Genomic DNA, 17,278 nt, shown 5'->3' with positions numbered 1-17,278 from the left:
GGCCGGGCGACCGGGACCAACTCTCGCGGAACGGTGACATGGCAGTGAGCACGAAACCCGGCCCTGGCGGCGGTTCCTCCGGGTCGGAGTCGTCCTGGGCGCCCCTGGCCCTCCCGGTCTTCCGGGCCCTGTGGATCGCGCAGTTCGTGTCGAACGTGGGCACCTGGATGCAGACCGTGGGCGCCCAGTGGCTGCTCCTCGGCCACGGGGCCACCCTGGTCACCCTCGTCCAGACCGCCTCCAGCCTGCCGGTCGTCCTGCTGGCGCTGCCCTCCGGGGTGCTCGCCGACCGCTTCGACCGGCGCCGGCTGCTGGTGGTCGCCCAGCTGGCGATGTGCGCGGTGGCCACCGTCCTCGCCGTGCTGGCCTTCGGCGGCACGCTGTCCCCCGGACCGCTGCTCGCCCTGACGTTCCTGCTCGGCTGTGGCACCGCCCTGATGGGGCCGGCCTGGCAGGCGATCCAGCCGGAACTGGTCGCGCGCAGCCAGCTGGCGGAGGCGTCCGCGCTGGGCGCGGTCAACATGAACCTGGCCCGGGCCATCGGCCCGGCCGCCGGCGGTGTGCTGGTCGCGGCGGCGGGCGCGGGCTGGACATTCGCCTTCAACGCGGTCTCGTTCCTCGGCATCGTGATCGTCCTGCTGCTGTGGAAACGGCCGCCGGCCAAGCCCGTCCCGGCCGCCGAACGCGAACGGTTCCTCACCGCCCTGTACGCGGCCCGCCGTTACGTGTGGAACGCTCCCGGCGTCCGTCGTGTCCTGCTGCGCACCGCCCTGTTCATCCCCGGCGCGGCCGCCGTGTGGTCGCTGCTGCCACTGGTCGCCGGCGACTCGCTCGGCCTGGGTTCCGGCGGTTACGGCCTGCTCCTGGCCGCCGTGGGCGTGGGCGCGGTCAGCGGGGCCTTCCTGCTGCCCCGGATGCGCAGGCTGCTCGGTGCCAACGGCACGCTCGCCGCCGGAGCCGCCGCGTTCGCGGTGGTGCTGGCCGTCCTGGCCACCGTCCACGTCAGCTGGGTCGTGGCGCTCGCCCTGCTGCCCGCCGGGCTGGCCTGGATCGGGGTCCTGTCCACCCTCAGCGCCGCCACCCAGACCCGGCTGCCCGGGTGGGTGCGGGCCCGGGGCCTGGCCGTCTATCTCCTGGTCTTCCAGGGCGGGCAGGCGCTGGCCGCACCGCTGTGGGGCGCGCTCGCCCAGTGGCTCGGGCTGACCACCGCCCTGCTGATCGCGGCGGCGCTGCTGCTGCTCGCCGCGGCGAGCGTCCGGCTGTGGCCGCTGTACGACGCCGCCCGCATCGACCCGACCCCGTCCGACCACTGGCCCGTCCCGCCCCTGGTCTACGAGCCCGGCCCGGCCGACGGACCGGTCCTCGTCTCCGTCGTCTACCACGTCGCCCCCGCCGACCGCGCCGCCTTCACCGCGGCCATGGCGGACGTGGCCCGCTCCCGGCGCCGCACCGGGGCACTCACCTGGGGCCTCTACGAGGACGGCAACGCAGCCGGCCGCTTCATCGAGAACTACCTCATCGGCTCCTGGGCGGAGCACCTCGCCCAGCACCACACCCGGCTGACCGAGACCGACCGCCGTTTCGAGACGAGGGCCCGGTCCCTGCTGCTGCCCGGCACCGAGCCGGAGATCACACACGCCTTCGACACCACCGGCATGGCCCCCGGCAGAGCGACCTGAACGCCCGTCGGCCACCGGATCACCGAACCGGTTCACCGGATCACGGTGGCCGAAGATCGCTGCGCGTACGCTCGTGCGCATGGTCCAGCATCGAATGATCGACGTGAACGGAATCCGGCTGCACATCGCCGAAGAGGGTTCCGGCCCGCTGGTCGTGCTGCTGCACGGCTTCCCCGAGTCATGGCACTCCTGGCAGCACCAGTTCGGCCCGCTGGCCGCGGCCGGCTTCCACGTGGTCGCCCCGGACCAGCGGGGGTACGGGAGCAGCGACCACCCCGAGGACGTCGACGCGTACAGCATCTTCCACCTGGTCGGCGATGTCGTCGGGCTGATCGGGGAGTTGGGTGCGCGGCAGGCGTTCGTCGTCGGGCACGACTGGGGTGCGCCGGTGGCCTGGCACACCGCGCTGTTCCGCCCGGATCTGGTGCGCGGGGTGGCCGGGCTGAGCGTGCCGCCGCCGTTCCGGGGGACCAGGCCGCCGCTGCGGGCCATGGACGAGATGTTCGGCGGCCGCTTCTACTGGAACTACTTCAACCGGCCGGGTGTCGCGGACGCCGAGTTCGCCCGCGACACGCGCACCACGCTGCGGAAGTTCTTCTTCTCGGCCTCCGGTGAGGGCGGTTCGGCCGGGCAGCCCCTGGTGGACCCCGAGCGCGGCTGGCTCGCCGACATGCCGGATCCCGAGCGGCTGCCCGAGTGGTTCACCGAGCAGGACCTGGACGCCCTCACCGAGAGCTTCTCCCAGGGGTTCACCGGGGCGCTCAACTGGTACCGCAATCTCGACCGCAACTGGGAACTGACGGCGCCCTGGCAGGGTGCCAGGGTCACCTCGCCCGCGCTGTACGTCTACGGCGACCGTGACGTGGTCCCGGCCTTCCCCGGCACGCCCGAACTCATCGAGCGGCTCCCCGCCCTGATGCCCAACCTGGTGCGTAAGCCCGTCGAGCTGGCGGGCTGCGGCCACTGGACCCAGCAGGAGCGCCCCCACGAGGTGAACGCGGCGCTCGTCGACTTCCTCACGTCCCTTTCCTGAGCGCCGAGGCACGGTCGGGCTCCGCTCTCCGCGGCTGCCTCTACGATCTTCTCGTGAGCGCGTGGAATCAGAGCCTGACCGCGGCCGGGATCCGGGATCCCGAGCTGCGGCGCGACTACAGCGCCCAACGGCGTACGGTCCGCCGGTACCGCCGGAGCGCCTATCTGGCCTGCAGGATGCTGCTTCCGCCCGCCGTGCAGCCCCATGTGGTGGCCGCGACGGCCGTGATGCACCACGGGGACGACCTGCTGGACAGCGGTCCCGAGGCGGGCCGGGCGCGGGCCTGGGCCGACTGGGAGCGGCGGGTGCGTGCGGGGCTGGAGACGGGGACCAGTGACGATCCCCTGGTCCGTGCCCTCCTGCACACGGTCACCGCCCGCCCCCGGCACCGGCAGGTCGTGGCGGCCTATCTCGACACCGTCGCCACCGAGCTGGAGTTCACCGGTTTCGCGACCGAGGCCGACTACCAGGACTATCTCGACGCCTACTCGATGCCGGCCTTCCTGCTGATAGGCGCGCTACTGGGCCCCGAGACCGATCCCGGCGGACGGTTCCTGGCCGGCTGCCGCAGGCTCATCGACGGCAGCCAGCGGCTGGACTTCGTCAACGACCTCGCCGAGGACCTGCGGGAGGGCCGACCGGGCATCCCCGAGGAGACCCTGAAGCGTTTCTCCGTCACGGCCGAGGACCTCGCGGCGGGCCAGGCCTCGCCCGGTCTGCGCTCGCTCGTGGCGCACGAGGCCGAGACCGCCCGGACCGACCTGCGGTCGGCCCGGGAACTGCTCGAACTGATCCCGGCCGCCCACCGCCCGCTCGTCGGCACGCTGATCGAGATCGAACTGCTCACCGCCGACGCCGTCCTCGCGCCCGGCACGGACGTGCTGCGCGGCTCGGCGTCACCGTCCACGGTGGGCACCCTCGGACTGGTACTGGGTGCCCGCCGCGGAGCGGCGCGTGCTCAGCGGTAGCGGCTGGTGCCGCCCGGCGAGGCCGCCGTCGGCGACGGCGTCGGCACTCAGACGGCACCGCCCAGTCCGGCGCAGAGCGTGACCGGGCGCGGCCGACGGATGAGGGGACGGGCGGCTCAGCCCTTGTGCCACTTCTGGTTGGAAGTGCCGGCGCAGGTCCACAGCTGGAGCTTGGTGCCGTTGCCCGTGCCCTTGTCGACGACGTCCACGCACTTGTCGGCCAGGGAGCTGACCAGGTCCCCGGCCGTGCTGAGGTAGAACAGCTGGGCGCGGTTCCCGCTGCACTTGGCGACCTGGATGGCGGTGCCGTTCGAGGTGTTGCCCCAGGCCAGGTCCATGCACAGGTTGAGCGAGCGGATGGTGCCGTCCGACTGGAAGACCCACTTCTGCTTGGCCGCTCCCGAGCAGTCCAGGATCTCCAGCCGGGTGCCGTCCCCGCCCGCGTTGGTGACATCCACACAGCGGCCGGACGCGTTGCCGATCAGCGCCACCCCGGGGACGGTGGTCGTCTTGGTGCCCCCGCCGGAGGAGGAGCCGCCGGAGGAGGTCTTCCCACCCGAGGACGACGACTTGGTGCCGCCCGACTTCGAACCGGACGAGGTGGACCCCGAGGTCGTGCCGGGGTTCGGGTCCGAGCCGGAGCCGACGGATCCGCCGCCGGACTGCTGCCCGGTCGAGCCGGTGCCGGCACCCGTGCCGCCGCCGGACCCGGAGCCGCCGCCCGGATCCGTCCTGGCGGGTTTGTGGGAGGGGTTGAGGGACGGCATCGACGACGAGGACGGGGACGGCGACTGCGACGTGCTGGACAGCGTTGTCGGCTCCCCCGGCGCCACCGCCGCGGCCGGTGTGGTGTCCGGGTCCGGGAAGAGGTCGACGCGGCTGAGCAGCGGTACGGCCAGGGCCGCGACGACGGTCAGTCCGGCCGCCGCGCCGACGGTGGCCCACACCCGTACCCCCGGCACCAGCCCGCGGCGGGGCATGGCGGGGCGATGGGCGAAGGTGTCACTGAAACGTCCCGCCGGACTGCCGGGCCGTTCCGCCGAGGGCCGGGGTTTGCGAAGGGGCGGCACGTCGTCTCCTGAAGGTCTCGTGAAGTTCTCGGAACGCCCGGAACGAGCGGGACACCGGAACAGTAACCAAGGCGGGGCCCAGCTCCGGACGCCCGCCCACGAAGATCCTGCCGAACGACACCTTCCGTCCACCTATACCCGATTGCCTGTGACCAAGTTGTTGAAGTTCGCAGCAATGGTGGCTTCGGGAAGTTCAGTTTTTCGCGCTAGCGTTCGTGCCTGAGGCGTTTCACAGTGACACAGAGCAACACCGCACGACAGCACAACAGCAACACCCGACACCGGAAGGCGGAGGCATTGAGCCTCATCGACCATAACCGCGCCGACGGCGCGGACCGGACGCTCGGCCTCCTGCTCGCGGAGCGCGACAGCCTGCGCCGCTTCGTGACCGGCATGATGGGGCGCGACCCCCACGGCGTGGAGGACGTCGTCCAGGAAACCCTGTTGCGGGCCTGGCAGTCGGCCGGCCGGCTGGACTGGCGCGACCGGCCCATCCGCATGTGGCTGTTCCGGGTCGCCCGCAATCTCGTGGTCGACGCCCGGCGCCGGGACCGGACCGTGCCGGTGGGGGTCTTCGCGACGGACTTCGGCAGCGCCGTACCCGCGCACGTGCCGGACCACGCCGAACAGGTCGGTGACCGCCGGATGCTGGTCTCCGCGCTGCGCACCCTCAACCCCGCCCACCGCGAAGCCGTCGCCCGGGTCCATCTGCTGGGCCAGGCAGGCGACGACGTGGCCCGCCAGCTCGGGCTGCCGCCGGGCACGGTCAAATCCCGTACCCACCACGGCGTCCGCGCCCTGCGCACCACCCTCGAATCCCACGGCTGCCACCCGGCCGGAGCAGAGAAACTCCGGGGAGAGACGCGATGACCTCCGACACCATCACCACCCTGCTCGGCCTGGTCGGCCTGCTGGTCCTCGTCCTCGCCGTCACCAGCTGGCTGGTGCGGCGCGGCGGCGGCTGGAAGGCCCTGTGGCGCCGCCTCCGGCGGGAGACCACCCTCACCGTGCGGGCGTTCACCGGTCCGGTCCGCACCGAACTGCGCTACCGGCGCGGGCTGCGGCTGCTGGTCCGGCTGCTGCGCGAGCCGGCCGTGTGGGCCGACGCCGAGCGGGCCGCGGCCATGGCCGCGGGCGTCCGCCCCGGGGTCCGTCCCTACGGCGTGCTGGCCGGGCCCGAGTGGATGGCCGTGCTGGTCGCGGCCGACGGCGACGCGCTGCGCGAGCCGCCGGAGCCGTGGGCGGCCGACGAGACCGACCCGCGGCTGTGGTGGATCGACCGCAGCGATCTGACGGACGACGCCGACGCCCCGGCCGCACCGCTGCTGGTGTGCGTGGGGCACGACATGGGGCACGCGGTGCTCCTCGACGTGCGCTCCGGGCCGCCCGCGCTGTCCGTGTACGGGCCGCCGCGCGCCGCCCGTACCGCACGCGCCGTGCTCCAGGCGCTCGCCGCCCAGGTGGACGCCCGGCTGCCCGACGGCCGGGTCGCCATCGCCGGCGGGGTGCATCCCCGGCATCCGGGGGCGACGGCCACCGCGACCGTCGGACAGCCCGGCATCGAGGTGGCGGTGTGCGCCGACCCGCTGGAGCGGCCGCTGCCCTCCGGTGTGCGGCTGCTGAGCCTCGGGGTGGCCCGGGGCCGGACCCGGCTGCTGGAGATCGCGCCCGACTCGACCCTCACGGTGCACGGTGCGCCCGCCGCCGCCCGGGTCGACGTACTGCCGCTGTCTCGGGCGGTGGCCCGGACCCTGACCGCGCTGCCGCCGTGCCCCGACCGCCCGGGCGACGAGGTCGTGCGGCCGCACGACGCCTCCTCCGACCCCGACCCCGACCTGCTGCCGGACGAGCCCGGCCTCGACGCCGGCGCGCTGCCGGTGGCCGAGCCCACCGGCGTCTCGGCCACCCGGCCGGTCGCCGGACCCGAGCCCGCGCCGGTGCCCGTTCCGGCCCCGGCGGCCGAGAGCGACGACGACTTCGCGGAACCGAGCACCTCCGGTGCGGCCGGTGTCTCCGCGAGCTCGCCACCGGCGCCGTAACCGCCGTACCCGTCCCCTGATTCCGCACGAACGACCGCCCGGCTGGGAGCCGTGAACCTCACCATCACCACCGTGGACGCCACGGACGGACAGCGCCGCGACCACCAGGTCCGGCTGCCCTCGAACGCGACCGTCGGCGATCTCGCCGCCGCCCTGACCCAGGACGAGGCCGCCGCCGGCGGCGCCGACTGGGCCACGGCCGGCGCCCCGCAGGCCCGCAACCTCTACGCCGACGGCCACCGGCTCGACCCCGCCGCCCGGGTCTCCGGCAGCGGCATCCGCGACGGCGGGCTGCTCGGGCTCGGCGGCCCGGCCCGCCCGGCCGACCTGGTCCGGGTGCACGACGACGGCGAACAGGACGGTGTCCTCGCCGAGGTGCACATCGTCTCCGGGCCGGGCGCGGGGCGCACCTGGCGGCTCGGGGCCGGCAGCCACGAGATCGGCACCGACCCGCTGTGCGCCCTGCGCCTCGACGCCGGCACCGGGGTGCCCGAGCGCGGCCTGTGGGTGACGGTCGGCGCGGACGGCTCGGCCGCCTGGCTCCGCATCGACGACGAGCCCGAGGCGACCGTCCGGGCCCGGCTCGCCTCGCCGCCGCCCGACGACGCCATCACCCAGCTGCGCAGGCCGCGCCCCCAGCCGCCGCGGGAGCGCCCGGCGGGGCCGGGCCCGGTGCCCTGGCCGGCCGGTGAGGATCTGACGGTCGGTCCGGTGCTGCTGCGGATGAGCGCGCCTGTCGAGGCGGACGCGGCCGTGACCCCGTCCGCCGATGGGTACGGCGTGGACTACAACCGGCCACCCCGGATCGCCCCGCACCTGGACGCCGAGCGGGTCCGGCTGCCGCAGCCGCCGTCACCGCCGCAGAAACGGCCGTTCCCGACCGTGATGATGATCTCCCCGATCGTCCTCGGCCTGTTCATGGTCAGCATCTTCAAGTCGTACTACTTCCTGGTGTTCCTGTTCCTCAGCCCGATGATGATGCTGTCGAACTGGGCGACCGGCCGGCGTGCGGCCCGCAAGCAGTTCCTGGAGTCCGAGCGGGCCTACGAACAGCGCCGTGACGTCATGGAGAGGCAGGTCCGGGACGCGGTCGTCGGCGAGCGGCGGGTCCGCGACAAGACCGGTCCGGACCCGGCGGCCGTCGCCCTCATCGCGACCGGCCCGGGCGGCCGGCTGTGGGAGCGGCGCCGCCGCGACCCCGACCACCTGGTGCTGCGCCTGGGCACGGTCGACCAGCCGTCGGTACGGGAGCTGGAGGACCCGGCACGGGACGAGAACCACCGCTCGATCCGCTGGAACATCCCCGACACCCCGATCGGCGTGGACATCACCGCGCACGGTGTGGTCGGCGTCGCCGGTCCGGCGGCCGAGGTGCAGCCGCTGGCCCGCTGGCTGGTGGCGCAGGCGGGTGTGCTGCACAGCCCGCGCGACCTGAGGATCGTCATCCTGACCGAGCCGGACCGGGTGACGGACTGGGCGTGGACGCGCTGGCTGCCGCATCTCAAGCCCGGCACGGCCGGCGGCCCGATGGTACTGATCGGCAACGACCCCGAGTCCACCGCGGCCCGGATGAGCGAGCTGGTCTCACAGGTGCAGGCACGCCGCCGGCAGGCCGGCAACGACCGTGACGTGGTCTTCACCGACCCCGACGTGCTGGTGATCGCGGACGGCGCCCGGCGGCTGCGGGACGTGCCCGGCATGGTCCAGGTGCTCACCGAGGGCCCGCGGGTGCGGATCTTCAGCGTCTGCCTGGACGAGCAGGAGCGGCTGCTGCCCGAGGAGAGCACCGGTGTGGTCCTCGCCGCCGACGGCCGGCTGACCGTGAAGCGTCCCGGCGCGCCCGACCTGCCCGCCGTCCGTGCCGACCGGGTCTCCCCCGAGTGGTGCGAGCAGCTGGCCCGGTCGCTGGCCCCGATCCGGGACGTCAGCCCCGAGCACGACGCCGGACTCCCCCAGCGGGTCCGCCTCCTGGATCTGCTGGACCAGGAACCGCCCAACGCCGAGGGCCTGCTGGAGCGCTGGCAGCGCCAGCCCGCGAGCACCTCGTTCCTCATCGGCACCGGCTTCGACGGGCCGCTCTCCCTGGACCTCGTGCAGGACGGTCCGCACGGCCTGGTCGCCGGTACGACCGGTTCCGGCAAGTCGGAGCTGCTGCAGACGTTCGTGGCCTCGCTGGCCGCCGCCAACCGGCCCGACGAACTCACCTTCGTGCTGGTCGACTACAAGGGCGGCAGCGCCTTCAAGGAGTGCGCCAACCTGCCGCACACCCTCGGCATGGTCACCGACCTCGACGCGCACCTCGTGGAGCGTGCCCTGGAGTCGCTGGCCGCCGAACTCCGGCGCCGGGAGCAGGTGCTGGCCGCGGCCGACGCCAAGGACCACCCGGAGTACCGGGCCAAGCGGGCCGCCGATCCCTCGCTGGCGCCGCTGCCCCGGCTGTTGCTGGTCATCGACGAGTTCGCCACCCTGGTCCGCGAGGTCCCCGACTTCGTCCCCGGCCTGATCAGCATCGCCCAGCGGGGCCGCTCGCTCGGCATCCACCTGATCCTGGCCACGCAGCGTCCGGCCGGTGTGGTCACCGGTGACATCCGCGCCAACACCAACCTGCGGATCGCGCTGCGGGTCACCGACCAGACCGAGAGCCAGGACATCATCGACGTCAAGGACGCCGTCGACATCTCCTCGGCGACGCCCGGCCGGGCCCTGGTGCGGCGCGGACCGCGGCAGGCGGATCCGTTCCAGACCGCCTGGGTGGGTGCCGAACGCCCCCGGGAGAACCCGGCCGCGGCGGCCACCGAGGCGGAGGCCGGTCCGCGCAAGCCCGTGCGGTCGCTGGACATCGGCTGGGACGCCCTCGGCCGGCCCGCCGGACTCCCCGCGGAGACCCGGACGGTGTCGGCCCCGGCCCCGCAGGGCCCGGCGCCGACCGACCTCCAGGTCCTCGTCGAGGAGGTCCGCTCCGCGGCCGACCTGCTCGACGACTTCACCCAGCAGCCCAGCCCCTGGCTCCCGCCGCTCCAGCGCCAGCTGGTCCTGGACGACCTGGACGAGCTCGGCGCCACCCGCGACGGCCGCCTGGTCGTCCCCTACGCCCTGGAGGACGTCCCGCAGCTCCAGCAGCGCCGGGTCGCCGTCGCCGACCTCACCACCTTCGGGCACCTGTACATCATCGGCGCGCCGCGCTCCGGACGTACCCAGGTGCTGCGCACCATCGCCGGTTCGGCGGCCCGGGTGGCGAGCAGCGCCGACGTGCACCTGTACGGCATCGACGCGGGCGGCGGCGGCCTCACCGCGGTCGGCGCGCTCCCGCACTGCGGCGGGGTGGTCTCCCGGCACGACCTGGAGCGCCTCGGCCGGATGCTGCGCCGGCTGAACCGGGAACTGACCGAACGGCAGGACCTGGCCCAGACGCACAGCGCGACCGGTATCGCGGAGCTGCGCCGGCTGCTGCCGAAGGCCGAACGGCCGGCCCACATCATGCTGTTGATCGACGGCTGGGACTCCCTGCAGATCCTCCTCGACGAGCACGACCACGGCCAGCTGCTCCAGGAGGTGGTCCGGCTGATGCGCGAGGGTGCCGCCGCCGGCATCCATGTCGTCGCCACCTCGGAACGTTCACTGCTGGGCGGGCGGATGGCCGCGCACAACGACCACAAGCTGCTGCTCCGCCAGGGCGACCGCAGCGACTACCAGGCCGTCGGCATGATGCCGAACAAGATCCCGGCCGACATCCCGCCCGGCCGTGGCTGGCACGTCCTCAGCGGCACCGAGACCCAGGTGGCGCTGCTGGCCACCGGCGGCGGCACCGAGCAGGCGGAGGCGCTGCGCTCGATCGGCGAGAACGCCCGCAAGCGGGACGCCCAGGTGCCCGAGGCGCGGCGGCCGTTCCAGGTGGCCGTGCTGCCGCGCTCGGTGGAGTTCGCCGAGGCCTACAAGAAGGTGCAGGCGGACCGGCGGCGGCCGCTGTGGGGTCTGCTCGGCGTCGGCGGCGACGACGGCGGCGCGGTCGGCACGGACCTGGCCGGCACCGCCTCGGCGTTCGGGGTGTTCGGCCCGGCCGGGTCCGGGCGCAGCAACACCCTCGCGTCGATCGCCGTGTCGCTGCTGGCCGGCGGCACCTCGCTGGTGGTGCTCACCCCGCGTGAGTCGCCGCTGCGCGCCCTGGACAGGCATGCCACCGCCACGGTGCTCACCGAGAGCGACCCCTCGGCCGACACCGTGCGGGCGGCGCTGGACGCGCTGCCCGGACCGAAGGTGGTGATGATCGACGACGCCGACCTGCTCACCAACTCGGCGGCCGACAAGCTCCTCAAGGACCTCGCCGTCTCCGGTCGCGACCAGGGTCTCGGCCTGGTCTACGCGGCCTCGGCGGAGGGCTTCCAGAGCGGCATGAGCGGCTGGACGCTGGCCGCCCGGCGGGCCCGGAGCGGTCTGCTGCTCGCGCCGAAGAACCTGTCCGAGGGTGACCTGGTCGGGCTGCGCCTGCTGCCCAGCGTGGTGCGGGCGGCCACGCATCCGGGACGGGCCTGGACGGCCGGCCCCGGCGGCACCCTGCTGGCCGTCCAGGTGCCGCTGACGCCGCTGCGCACCTGACCGGCACCGGCGAGCACAGGCAGAGGGCCTCCCCGGAGATTCCGGGGAGGCCCTCTGCGTACGTCTCCGTGCGGGAGCTACGAGTTGTTCTGCAGGCTGCTGCTGATGCCCTGGTCGAACTGGATCGCGTTCTCCTTGATGCCGTTGAACATCTCCGAGAAGTCGTTGATGCCCTTCACGGCGGCCAGCAGGCTGGTGTCGAAGTTGTTGTAGGTCGTCCGGATGACCTCGCTGGACTGCTGGAACACCATGCCGTCGTCGACCAGGGTGTTGACCCGGTTGCGCAGGTTGCTGAGGACCGGCAGGAGGTTCTCGTGGGCGTCGTGCAGCAGGCTCACGACCTCCTCGATCTTGTGGTAGTCGAGGTTGATGCCGTTGTAGCTGGCCATTTCGTTCCTGTCGCTCTCGAAGGGGTCGTTCTCTGAGGGGGGTGGTCGGGCTACATGACGGGCCGGGTGCCGCCGCCCGAGCCGTGGCCCGAGCCGCCACCGCCGGAACCGCCGCCGCCCGAACCGCCGTCGTCGTCCGTGTTGCCGCCGACCTGCTGCCAGTCCGGCTGGTTGCCGTTGGCGTCCTTGGGCCCACGGGTGTACTCCGTGCGGTCGCCGTCACTGCCGGTGGTGACCATCGTGCCGCTGCCGTCGGAGTTGAGGTTGGTCTCCGAGTGGACGGTGGAGCCGTCCGGGTAGGAGGTGTCCGTGGTGTAGTGGTTGCCGTCGCTCGAGTAGTTGGTGACCGAGGTGTACGTCTTGCCGTCGTAGGTGACGGTGGACTCCTCCTTGATCACATGATGCTGGTCGTCGAGCGTGAGGTGCGTGTGGACGCTGCCCCGCTCGGTGTTGATCGTCTGGTCCAGCGGCGGGTCGCCCGGGTCGGTGGCGGAGCAGAAGTCCGGCATCGTGCCGTCCGGGCCGGGCACGCACTGGTCGAGGTGGGACTGCTTGTAGTCCCACAGGTCCTTGTCCCGGAAGTAGTTCTGCAGACCCAGGTTGCTGCCGGTGATGCCCATGCCCTGGGCCAGTTCCGAGTCGAAGGACAGGAACGCCTCGCCCACCGACCCGAAGGCGCCGGCCAGCTCCTTGAGGCCCTTGTCCGCGTGGCTCATGGTGCTGCTGGCGTTGTCGTAGAAGCCCGCGACGGCGTCGGCGAGGGTCTGGTCCCCGAGGATGGTGAAGGCGTCGCTGGAGGTGTACCCGTCGTAGTCCCGCTGCCCCACCTGGGAGAAGAGACTGTTGTCGAGCAGCGGGCCGATGTCTCCGGCCAGGCTCTCCAGGTCCCGTTTGGCGTCGTTGAGGACGTTGTATTCGATTTTCAGGCTATCGGCCATGCGAGGGCCTCCCAGTCGAGACTCCGGTCAGTTGGACCACGCCGCACGCGGCCCGCCGGTTCACCGCCGACGGCGGGTGTAACCCAGATCACGTGAACCACGGCGGGTGCTGTGGCGTGGTCAGTTGGGGAGTGACCGCCCCGAGCCCCGCAGCTTCCGGGAGGAACCCGTATGCCACGCCCGACCGACTGGAACGCGATCGGGCTCGACAGCGACCCCACACCCGGTGACCCCGACCAGATCCGGACGCTGTCCACCGAGCTGAACAACCTGGGCTCGGAGGCCCGCCGCATCAGCACGGCCATCGACGCGGTCATGAACACCGCCGGGGACAGCGTCTTCGTCGGTGAGGCCGCCAACGCCCTGCGCGCCAAGGTCAACGACCGGCTGCGCGGGCACATCGAGGACGTGGCGCAGTCCTTCGAGAGCGCGGCGACGGCACTCACCACCTGGGCGGACAAGCTCGTCGACCTCCAGTCACGCGCGGACGGCGCCCTCAACTCGGGCCGTGGCCTGTCCGAGGACGACCCGGACCGCGAGACCTACGCCTCCACGGCCCGGCAGGCCGGCACCGAGCACGGCGAGGGCGCCTCGGCGGCGGCAGGCAGCATCTCCGGCGTCTCCAACATCCAGCTGCCGATCTCCAAGTGCCAGCTGTTCTGGGAAGCGTTCCAGTGGCTGGCGATCATCCTGATCGTGCCCGCGCTGATCTTCGGCGGCCCGATCGCGCTGCTCGCCCTCGGCGTGAACCTGACGCTCTTCATCAAGACGATCGTCGACTTCGCCAACGGTGACGCCAGCTTCCTGGACCTCTTCCTCGCCGGGCTCGGCATCCTGGCGCCCACCACCAAGGCGCTGCCGATCTTCCAGATCATCAAGGGCGTCGGTACGACCGCCTTCGCCAAGGGCTTCGCCAACATCGCCCGCGGCACGTTCCAGGCCCTGCGGAACCTGTTCACCAACGGCTTCCGTCCCACCACCCTGCTGCTCGGCCTCAGGGACCTGGTCAAGCTGGGCAGCACCTGGGTCTACAAGGGCGGCCTGTGGGTGCTGGACGGCATCCACAACCTGCCCGGTGTCATCGGCCGTGGGGTCAACTCGGCCGGCCTGACGATCGTGCAGGGCATCAAGGGGATCCCCGGGTTCGTACGCGGGCTGCCCGCGACCTTCTCCAAGGGCTGGCAGGCCACCAAGACCTGGGTGGGTCAGGAGTTCGGCGGCACCAAGTGGCTGCGGATCTTCCTGCCGGTGGACGCGGCCGAGATCGGCGAGTACGGCTTCGCGCGCGCCCTGCGGATCAGCCTCTTCGACCGCGGCGTGCTCGGCCAGCACGTCTTCGGCGCCCCGATCACCAGCAGCATCGGCCGCACGATCAGCTCGGTCCCGGTCGACCCCCGTACCGTCGACGCCCTGGTCGACATGCCGCGCATCCAGCTGAACGAAGTACGTTTCGGGGCGGGTTCGGGTCAGAGCAGCATCCGCAACCTCGACCTCAACCTGCCCAGCACCCATCTGGACCTCACCTCCACCCTGCGGCCGCCGTCCCTGAACCTGGGGGACGTGGGGGCCATCGCCCACCGCGGCAACTTCGGTGTGCACGCGGCACGTACGGTGGACGCCCTGGTCGACATGCCCCATGTGCAGCTCGGCAACGTCCACGTGGAGAACTTCGGTGCGCTGGGCGGCCGTTCGGAGATCGGAGTGAGCGCCGTCACACCGACCGTCACCACCGCCTCCGGCCTGCACGTGCCCGCGTCGGCCGGTGTCCCCGGCGCCACGCAGGGACTCACCAACACCCCGGTCACAGGCGTCACCGGCGGTGCCCACACCACGCTCACCGGGCTGCACGCGACGCCGGCGAACCTGACGTCCAGCGCCGACGTACTGCTGCCGGGCGGCGCGCACAACGCCACCCACGCGCCGGGTACGACCGTCCTCACCGGCACCCACGCCACCCCGCCGCCGGTCACCGCCACCCTCGGCGATCTGTCCACCGCGAACCCGTCCGCGGGCACCCTGCACTCCGCGCTCACCGGCAACCCCGGCGTCGGTACCGTCCACGCGCCCGGCACACCCGGCATCGGCACCGCCCACACGACCCTGACCGGCACCCCCGGTACCAGCGTGTCGCACACCGCCTCGAACTCGGCCCCGACGCCCGGCGCCCCGCACGACGTGACCGCCCCCAACAGCCTGCTCACCGGCCCCGCCACCGTGACCCACCCGTCCCCGGCCGGGCTCGGGCACGGCGGACCCGGCAGTCTCGACACCGGGATCTCGGCCTTCGACCTCCTCGCGGGCAGCCGCCACGGCACGCCGAACACCGCGGTGGCCCCCGGTACCGGCAACGCGCTGGCGGACCGCACCACCAGCGCCCTGTCCGCCAACCAGACCCGACTGCACCTGGACGAACTGGTCCAGAGCCCCCGTTCCCCGCACCCCGGCAGCCCGCAGCAGCTGCTGCCCAACTCGCCGACCACGCCCCCGGCCGGCCCGGAGCGGCTCACCGCGAACCCGGCGACCGTCACGACTCCGGACCGGCTCACGACCGGCCCCGGGAACGCGGGCACCCCCGACCGGTTCACCGGCAACGGTGCCCCGCACGACCCGGCGCCCCTCTCCCCCGGCGGTTCCGGACACCCGGACGGGCACGGCAACAGCGCCGCCCTCGACCTCGTCGACACCGGCCGCAGCGCCCGGCCCACCGACAGCCCCGCCTTCGCCGGCACGCCCGCCCACACGGACACCGACAAGGGCCTGGCCGGATCGGCGAACGGCACCTCGGCACACGTCCCCGAGACCCTGCCGGCCCACATCGCGCCCACCCCGCCCGGGACCCACACCCCGCTGCCGGGTCACTCCTCTCCCGCACCGGGCGCGCACACCGCCGACACCACCGCCGCCTTCGACGACCTGCTCAAGGAGCCGAACGTCGTCAAGGTCCCGGGCAACCACGAGCTCGCGGTCAAGGCGCCGCGCGGTGGGACCCCCGAACTCCACGGCGGCGCCGTAGAGTCGGGCCTGTTCACCGTGGAGAAGCTGGGCACGGGCTTCGTCGTACGGCAGCTGGACGTCGCCGGCGGGGCCGTGGTGCACAGCTGGACCTTCAAGCGGCTCGGCGGCCTTCGCCTCGCCGAGGAGACCGTGCGGTTCGGCGACGGCCCGTTCGGCGGGGTGAGCGTCAAGGTCGCGGGCAAGTCCGTGGACTCCGTGTCCGACGGCGCCGGAACCTGGCCGGCGAAACTGGGCGGTGAGGACGAGATCGTCGTCGCCTCCGCCTCCGGCAGCCACGTGTACAGCCGGTCCACCGGCGAACTGCTGCACTCCGCCCCGGACGTCCCGCTGCCCCCGCGCCCCGAAGGCCTCACCGGGCCGGCCGCGGACAGCTGGGACTCCGCCGCCCGTGCGACCCGCGGCCACATGGCCAGGGCCGCTGCCGACAACGACGTCAAGCTGTTCATGCAGGGCGTCATCGGCGGCGCCTTCACCTCGAAGAAGGGCTACGGCGGCTTCGTCAACCCGAGCGCCCTGGAAGGCGGCCTGGCCGGCAAGGTCAAGCAGTTCAACAAGGTCGCCGGCGAGCTGATGTTCGAGGGTCCCAACCAGCGCATGACGGTGTGGCGGGGCGTGTCCATGGACCCGCGGGCCGCCCAGGCCGACGTGTTCGTGGAGCGGCTGCCCGCCTCGACCTCCAACGACTTCACCTTCCAGGCGGAATGGGCGAAGAACGGCGTCAACAGCAACCGGGTCGTCTTCGAGATCGATGTTCCGGCCGACCACGGCAAGTTCTCCATGGCCTATCCGCCGGGGTACGAGAAGTCCGCCGACGACGCCATCGCCCTCAACCAGGATCAGCGCGAGGTCACCCTCTCGCCGACCCGGCTGGTGCGGACCGGCCCCGCCCGGGTCGAGGACGGCATCACGATCGTGCCGGTGCGTGCCGAGCAGATCCCGGAGGGCCAGCTCGACAACCTGATCAACGAGAAGTGGTCCGGGCTGCCCTCGGGCGAGGCGTTCGAGGACTTCGGCCGCGCCTTCGGGCAGGACGCGATGCGCCGCTGGGAGGGCATCGGCGACGCGATCGTACGGGAGGGCGATGACGGCCCGAACGTGAAGACGTTCACCGTGGGCCGGCCCGGCTACGCGGACGAGATGACCGTCACCGTCACCCACAAGGTGGACGACAACGCCGTCTCCGTCACCATCACCGGCGGCGAGCGCACCTTCACCAGAGAGTGGAGCGGCACCGGGTTCAACGACCTCGCCGCCGACCTGCGCGGCCACGTCCTGCACAACAACGAACTGCTCAGCTCCCTCCCCACACCGACGTCCTGGGGCAAGGAGCTGCCGAGCCCGGTCCACCCCGGCTCCCCTCCGGACACCCCGGTCCCGAGCCCGGTCCGCGGCACTGCGGAGACCACGCCGGCGCCGCACCAGGACACCGCGCACTCCGGTGGCCAGGAACTGCCCGGGCACGGTTCCCGGCTCACCCCCGCCCAGATCCAAGAGGCCTGGTTCCGGGACGGCCAGCGCGTCGACGCGCTCTTCGGCGACCTCGACGACCCCCTG

At 72.9% G+C, this 17,278-nt stretch carries 10 protein-coding genes; 7 read left to right on the top strand and 3 right to left on the bottom strand.

Translation table 11 applies throughout. From position 1 onward, the window contains the following. Positions 1-38 precede the first annotated feature (38 nt). The 3 genes from ACZ4O3_RS37255 (at position 39) to ACZ4O3_RS37245 (ending at position 3,680) form a co-directional block, all read left to right on the top strand. A complete protein-coding gene (locus ACZ4O3_RS37255) occupies positions 39-1,679 on the top strand; it encodes an MFS transporter (RefSeq protein WP_467726602.1) in 1,641 nt (546 codons plus the stop codon). Positions 1,680-1,758: 79 nt separating this feature from the next. Beyond that, complete coding sequence (locus ACZ4O3_RS37250; protein ID WP_467726600.1) at positions 1,759-2,712, top strand: alpha/beta fold hydrolase; 954 nt, start codon at positions 1,759-1,761, stop codon at positions 2,710-2,712. 53 nt (positions 2,713-2,765) lie between these two features. After that, positions 2,766-3,680, top strand: coding sequence for a phytoene/squalene synthase family protein (locus ACZ4O3_RS37245; RefSeq protein ID WP_467726598.1), 915 nt, complete (start codon positions 2,766-2,768; stop codon positions 3,678-3,680). A 116-nt stretch (positions 3,681-3,796) separates the two neighbouring features. On the opposite strand, the gene ACZ4O3_RS37240 is transcribed toward ACZ4O3_RS37245, so the two are convergent. Continuing rightward, positions 3,797-4,660 carry an RICIN domain-containing protein gene (locus ACZ4O3_RS37240; protein ID WP_362726112.1) on the bottom strand — a complete coding sequence of 288 codons (864 nt, stop codon included), beginning with the start codon at positions 4,658-4,660 and terminating at the stop codon, positions 3,797-3,799. Positions 4,661-5,047: 387 nt separating this feature from the next. On the opposite strand from ACZ4O3_RS37240, the gene ACZ4O3_RS37235 reads away from it, so the two are divergent. The 3 genes from ACZ4O3_RS37235 to ACZ4O3_RS37225 are packed head-to-tail and all read left to right on the top strand — an operon-like array spanning position 5,048 to position 11,382. After that, on the top strand, positions 5,048-5,620 hold the full coding sequence (locus ACZ4O3_RS37235) for a sigma-70 family RNA polymerase sigma factor (protein ID WP_467726596.1): 573 nt from the start codon (positions 5,048-5,050) through the stop codon (positions 5,618-5,620). Continuing rightward, positions 5,617-6,789, top strand: a complete 1,173-nt coding sequence (locus tag ACZ4O3_RS37230; RefSeq protein ID WP_467726595.1) for a hypothetical protein — start codon at positions 5,617-5,619, stop codon at positions 6,787-6,789. The genes ACZ4O3_RS37235 and ACZ4O3_RS37230 overlap by 4 nt, the downstream gene beginning before the upstream one ends. A gap of 51 nt (positions 6,790-6,840) precedes the next feature. After that, positions 6,841-11,382 carry an FtsK/SpoIIIE domain-containing protein gene (locus ACZ4O3_RS37225; protein WP_467726594.1) on the top strand — a complete coding sequence of 1,514 codons (4,542 nt, stop codon included), beginning with the start codon at positions 6,841-6,843 and terminating at the stop codon, positions 11,380-11,382. A 77-nt stretch (positions 11,383-11,459) separates the two neighbouring features. On the opposite strand, the gene ACZ4O3_RS37220 is transcribed toward ACZ4O3_RS37225, so the two are convergent. Further along, positions 11,460-11,771 (bottom strand): hypothetical protein, encoded by a 312-nt coding sequence (locus tag ACZ4O3_RS37220; protein WP_046730425.1) that lies wholly within the window; start codon positions 11,769-11,771, stop codon positions 11,460-11,462. A 50-nt stretch (positions 11,772-11,821) separates the two neighbouring features. Beyond that, complete coding sequence (locus ACZ4O3_RS37215) at positions 11,822-12,709, bottom strand: hypothetical protein (protein ID WP_362720557.1); 888 nt, start codon at positions 12,707-12,709, stop codon at positions 11,822-11,824. A gap of 171 nt (positions 12,710-12,880) precedes the next feature. On the opposite strand from ACZ4O3_RS37215, the gene ACZ4O3_RS37210 reads away from it, so the two are divergent. Further along, positions 12,881-17,278 (top strand): WXG100 family type VII secretion target (locus tag ACZ4O3_RS37210; RefSeq protein ID WP_467726593.1); only part of this gene is annotated, 4,398 nt, incomplete at its 3' end.

This window comes from Streptomyces sp. NPDC026515, from assembly GCF_055567595.1.
The sequence above is the reverse complement of the archived record's forward strand: the minus strand, read 5'-3'. Positions and strand labels throughout refer to the sequence as shown.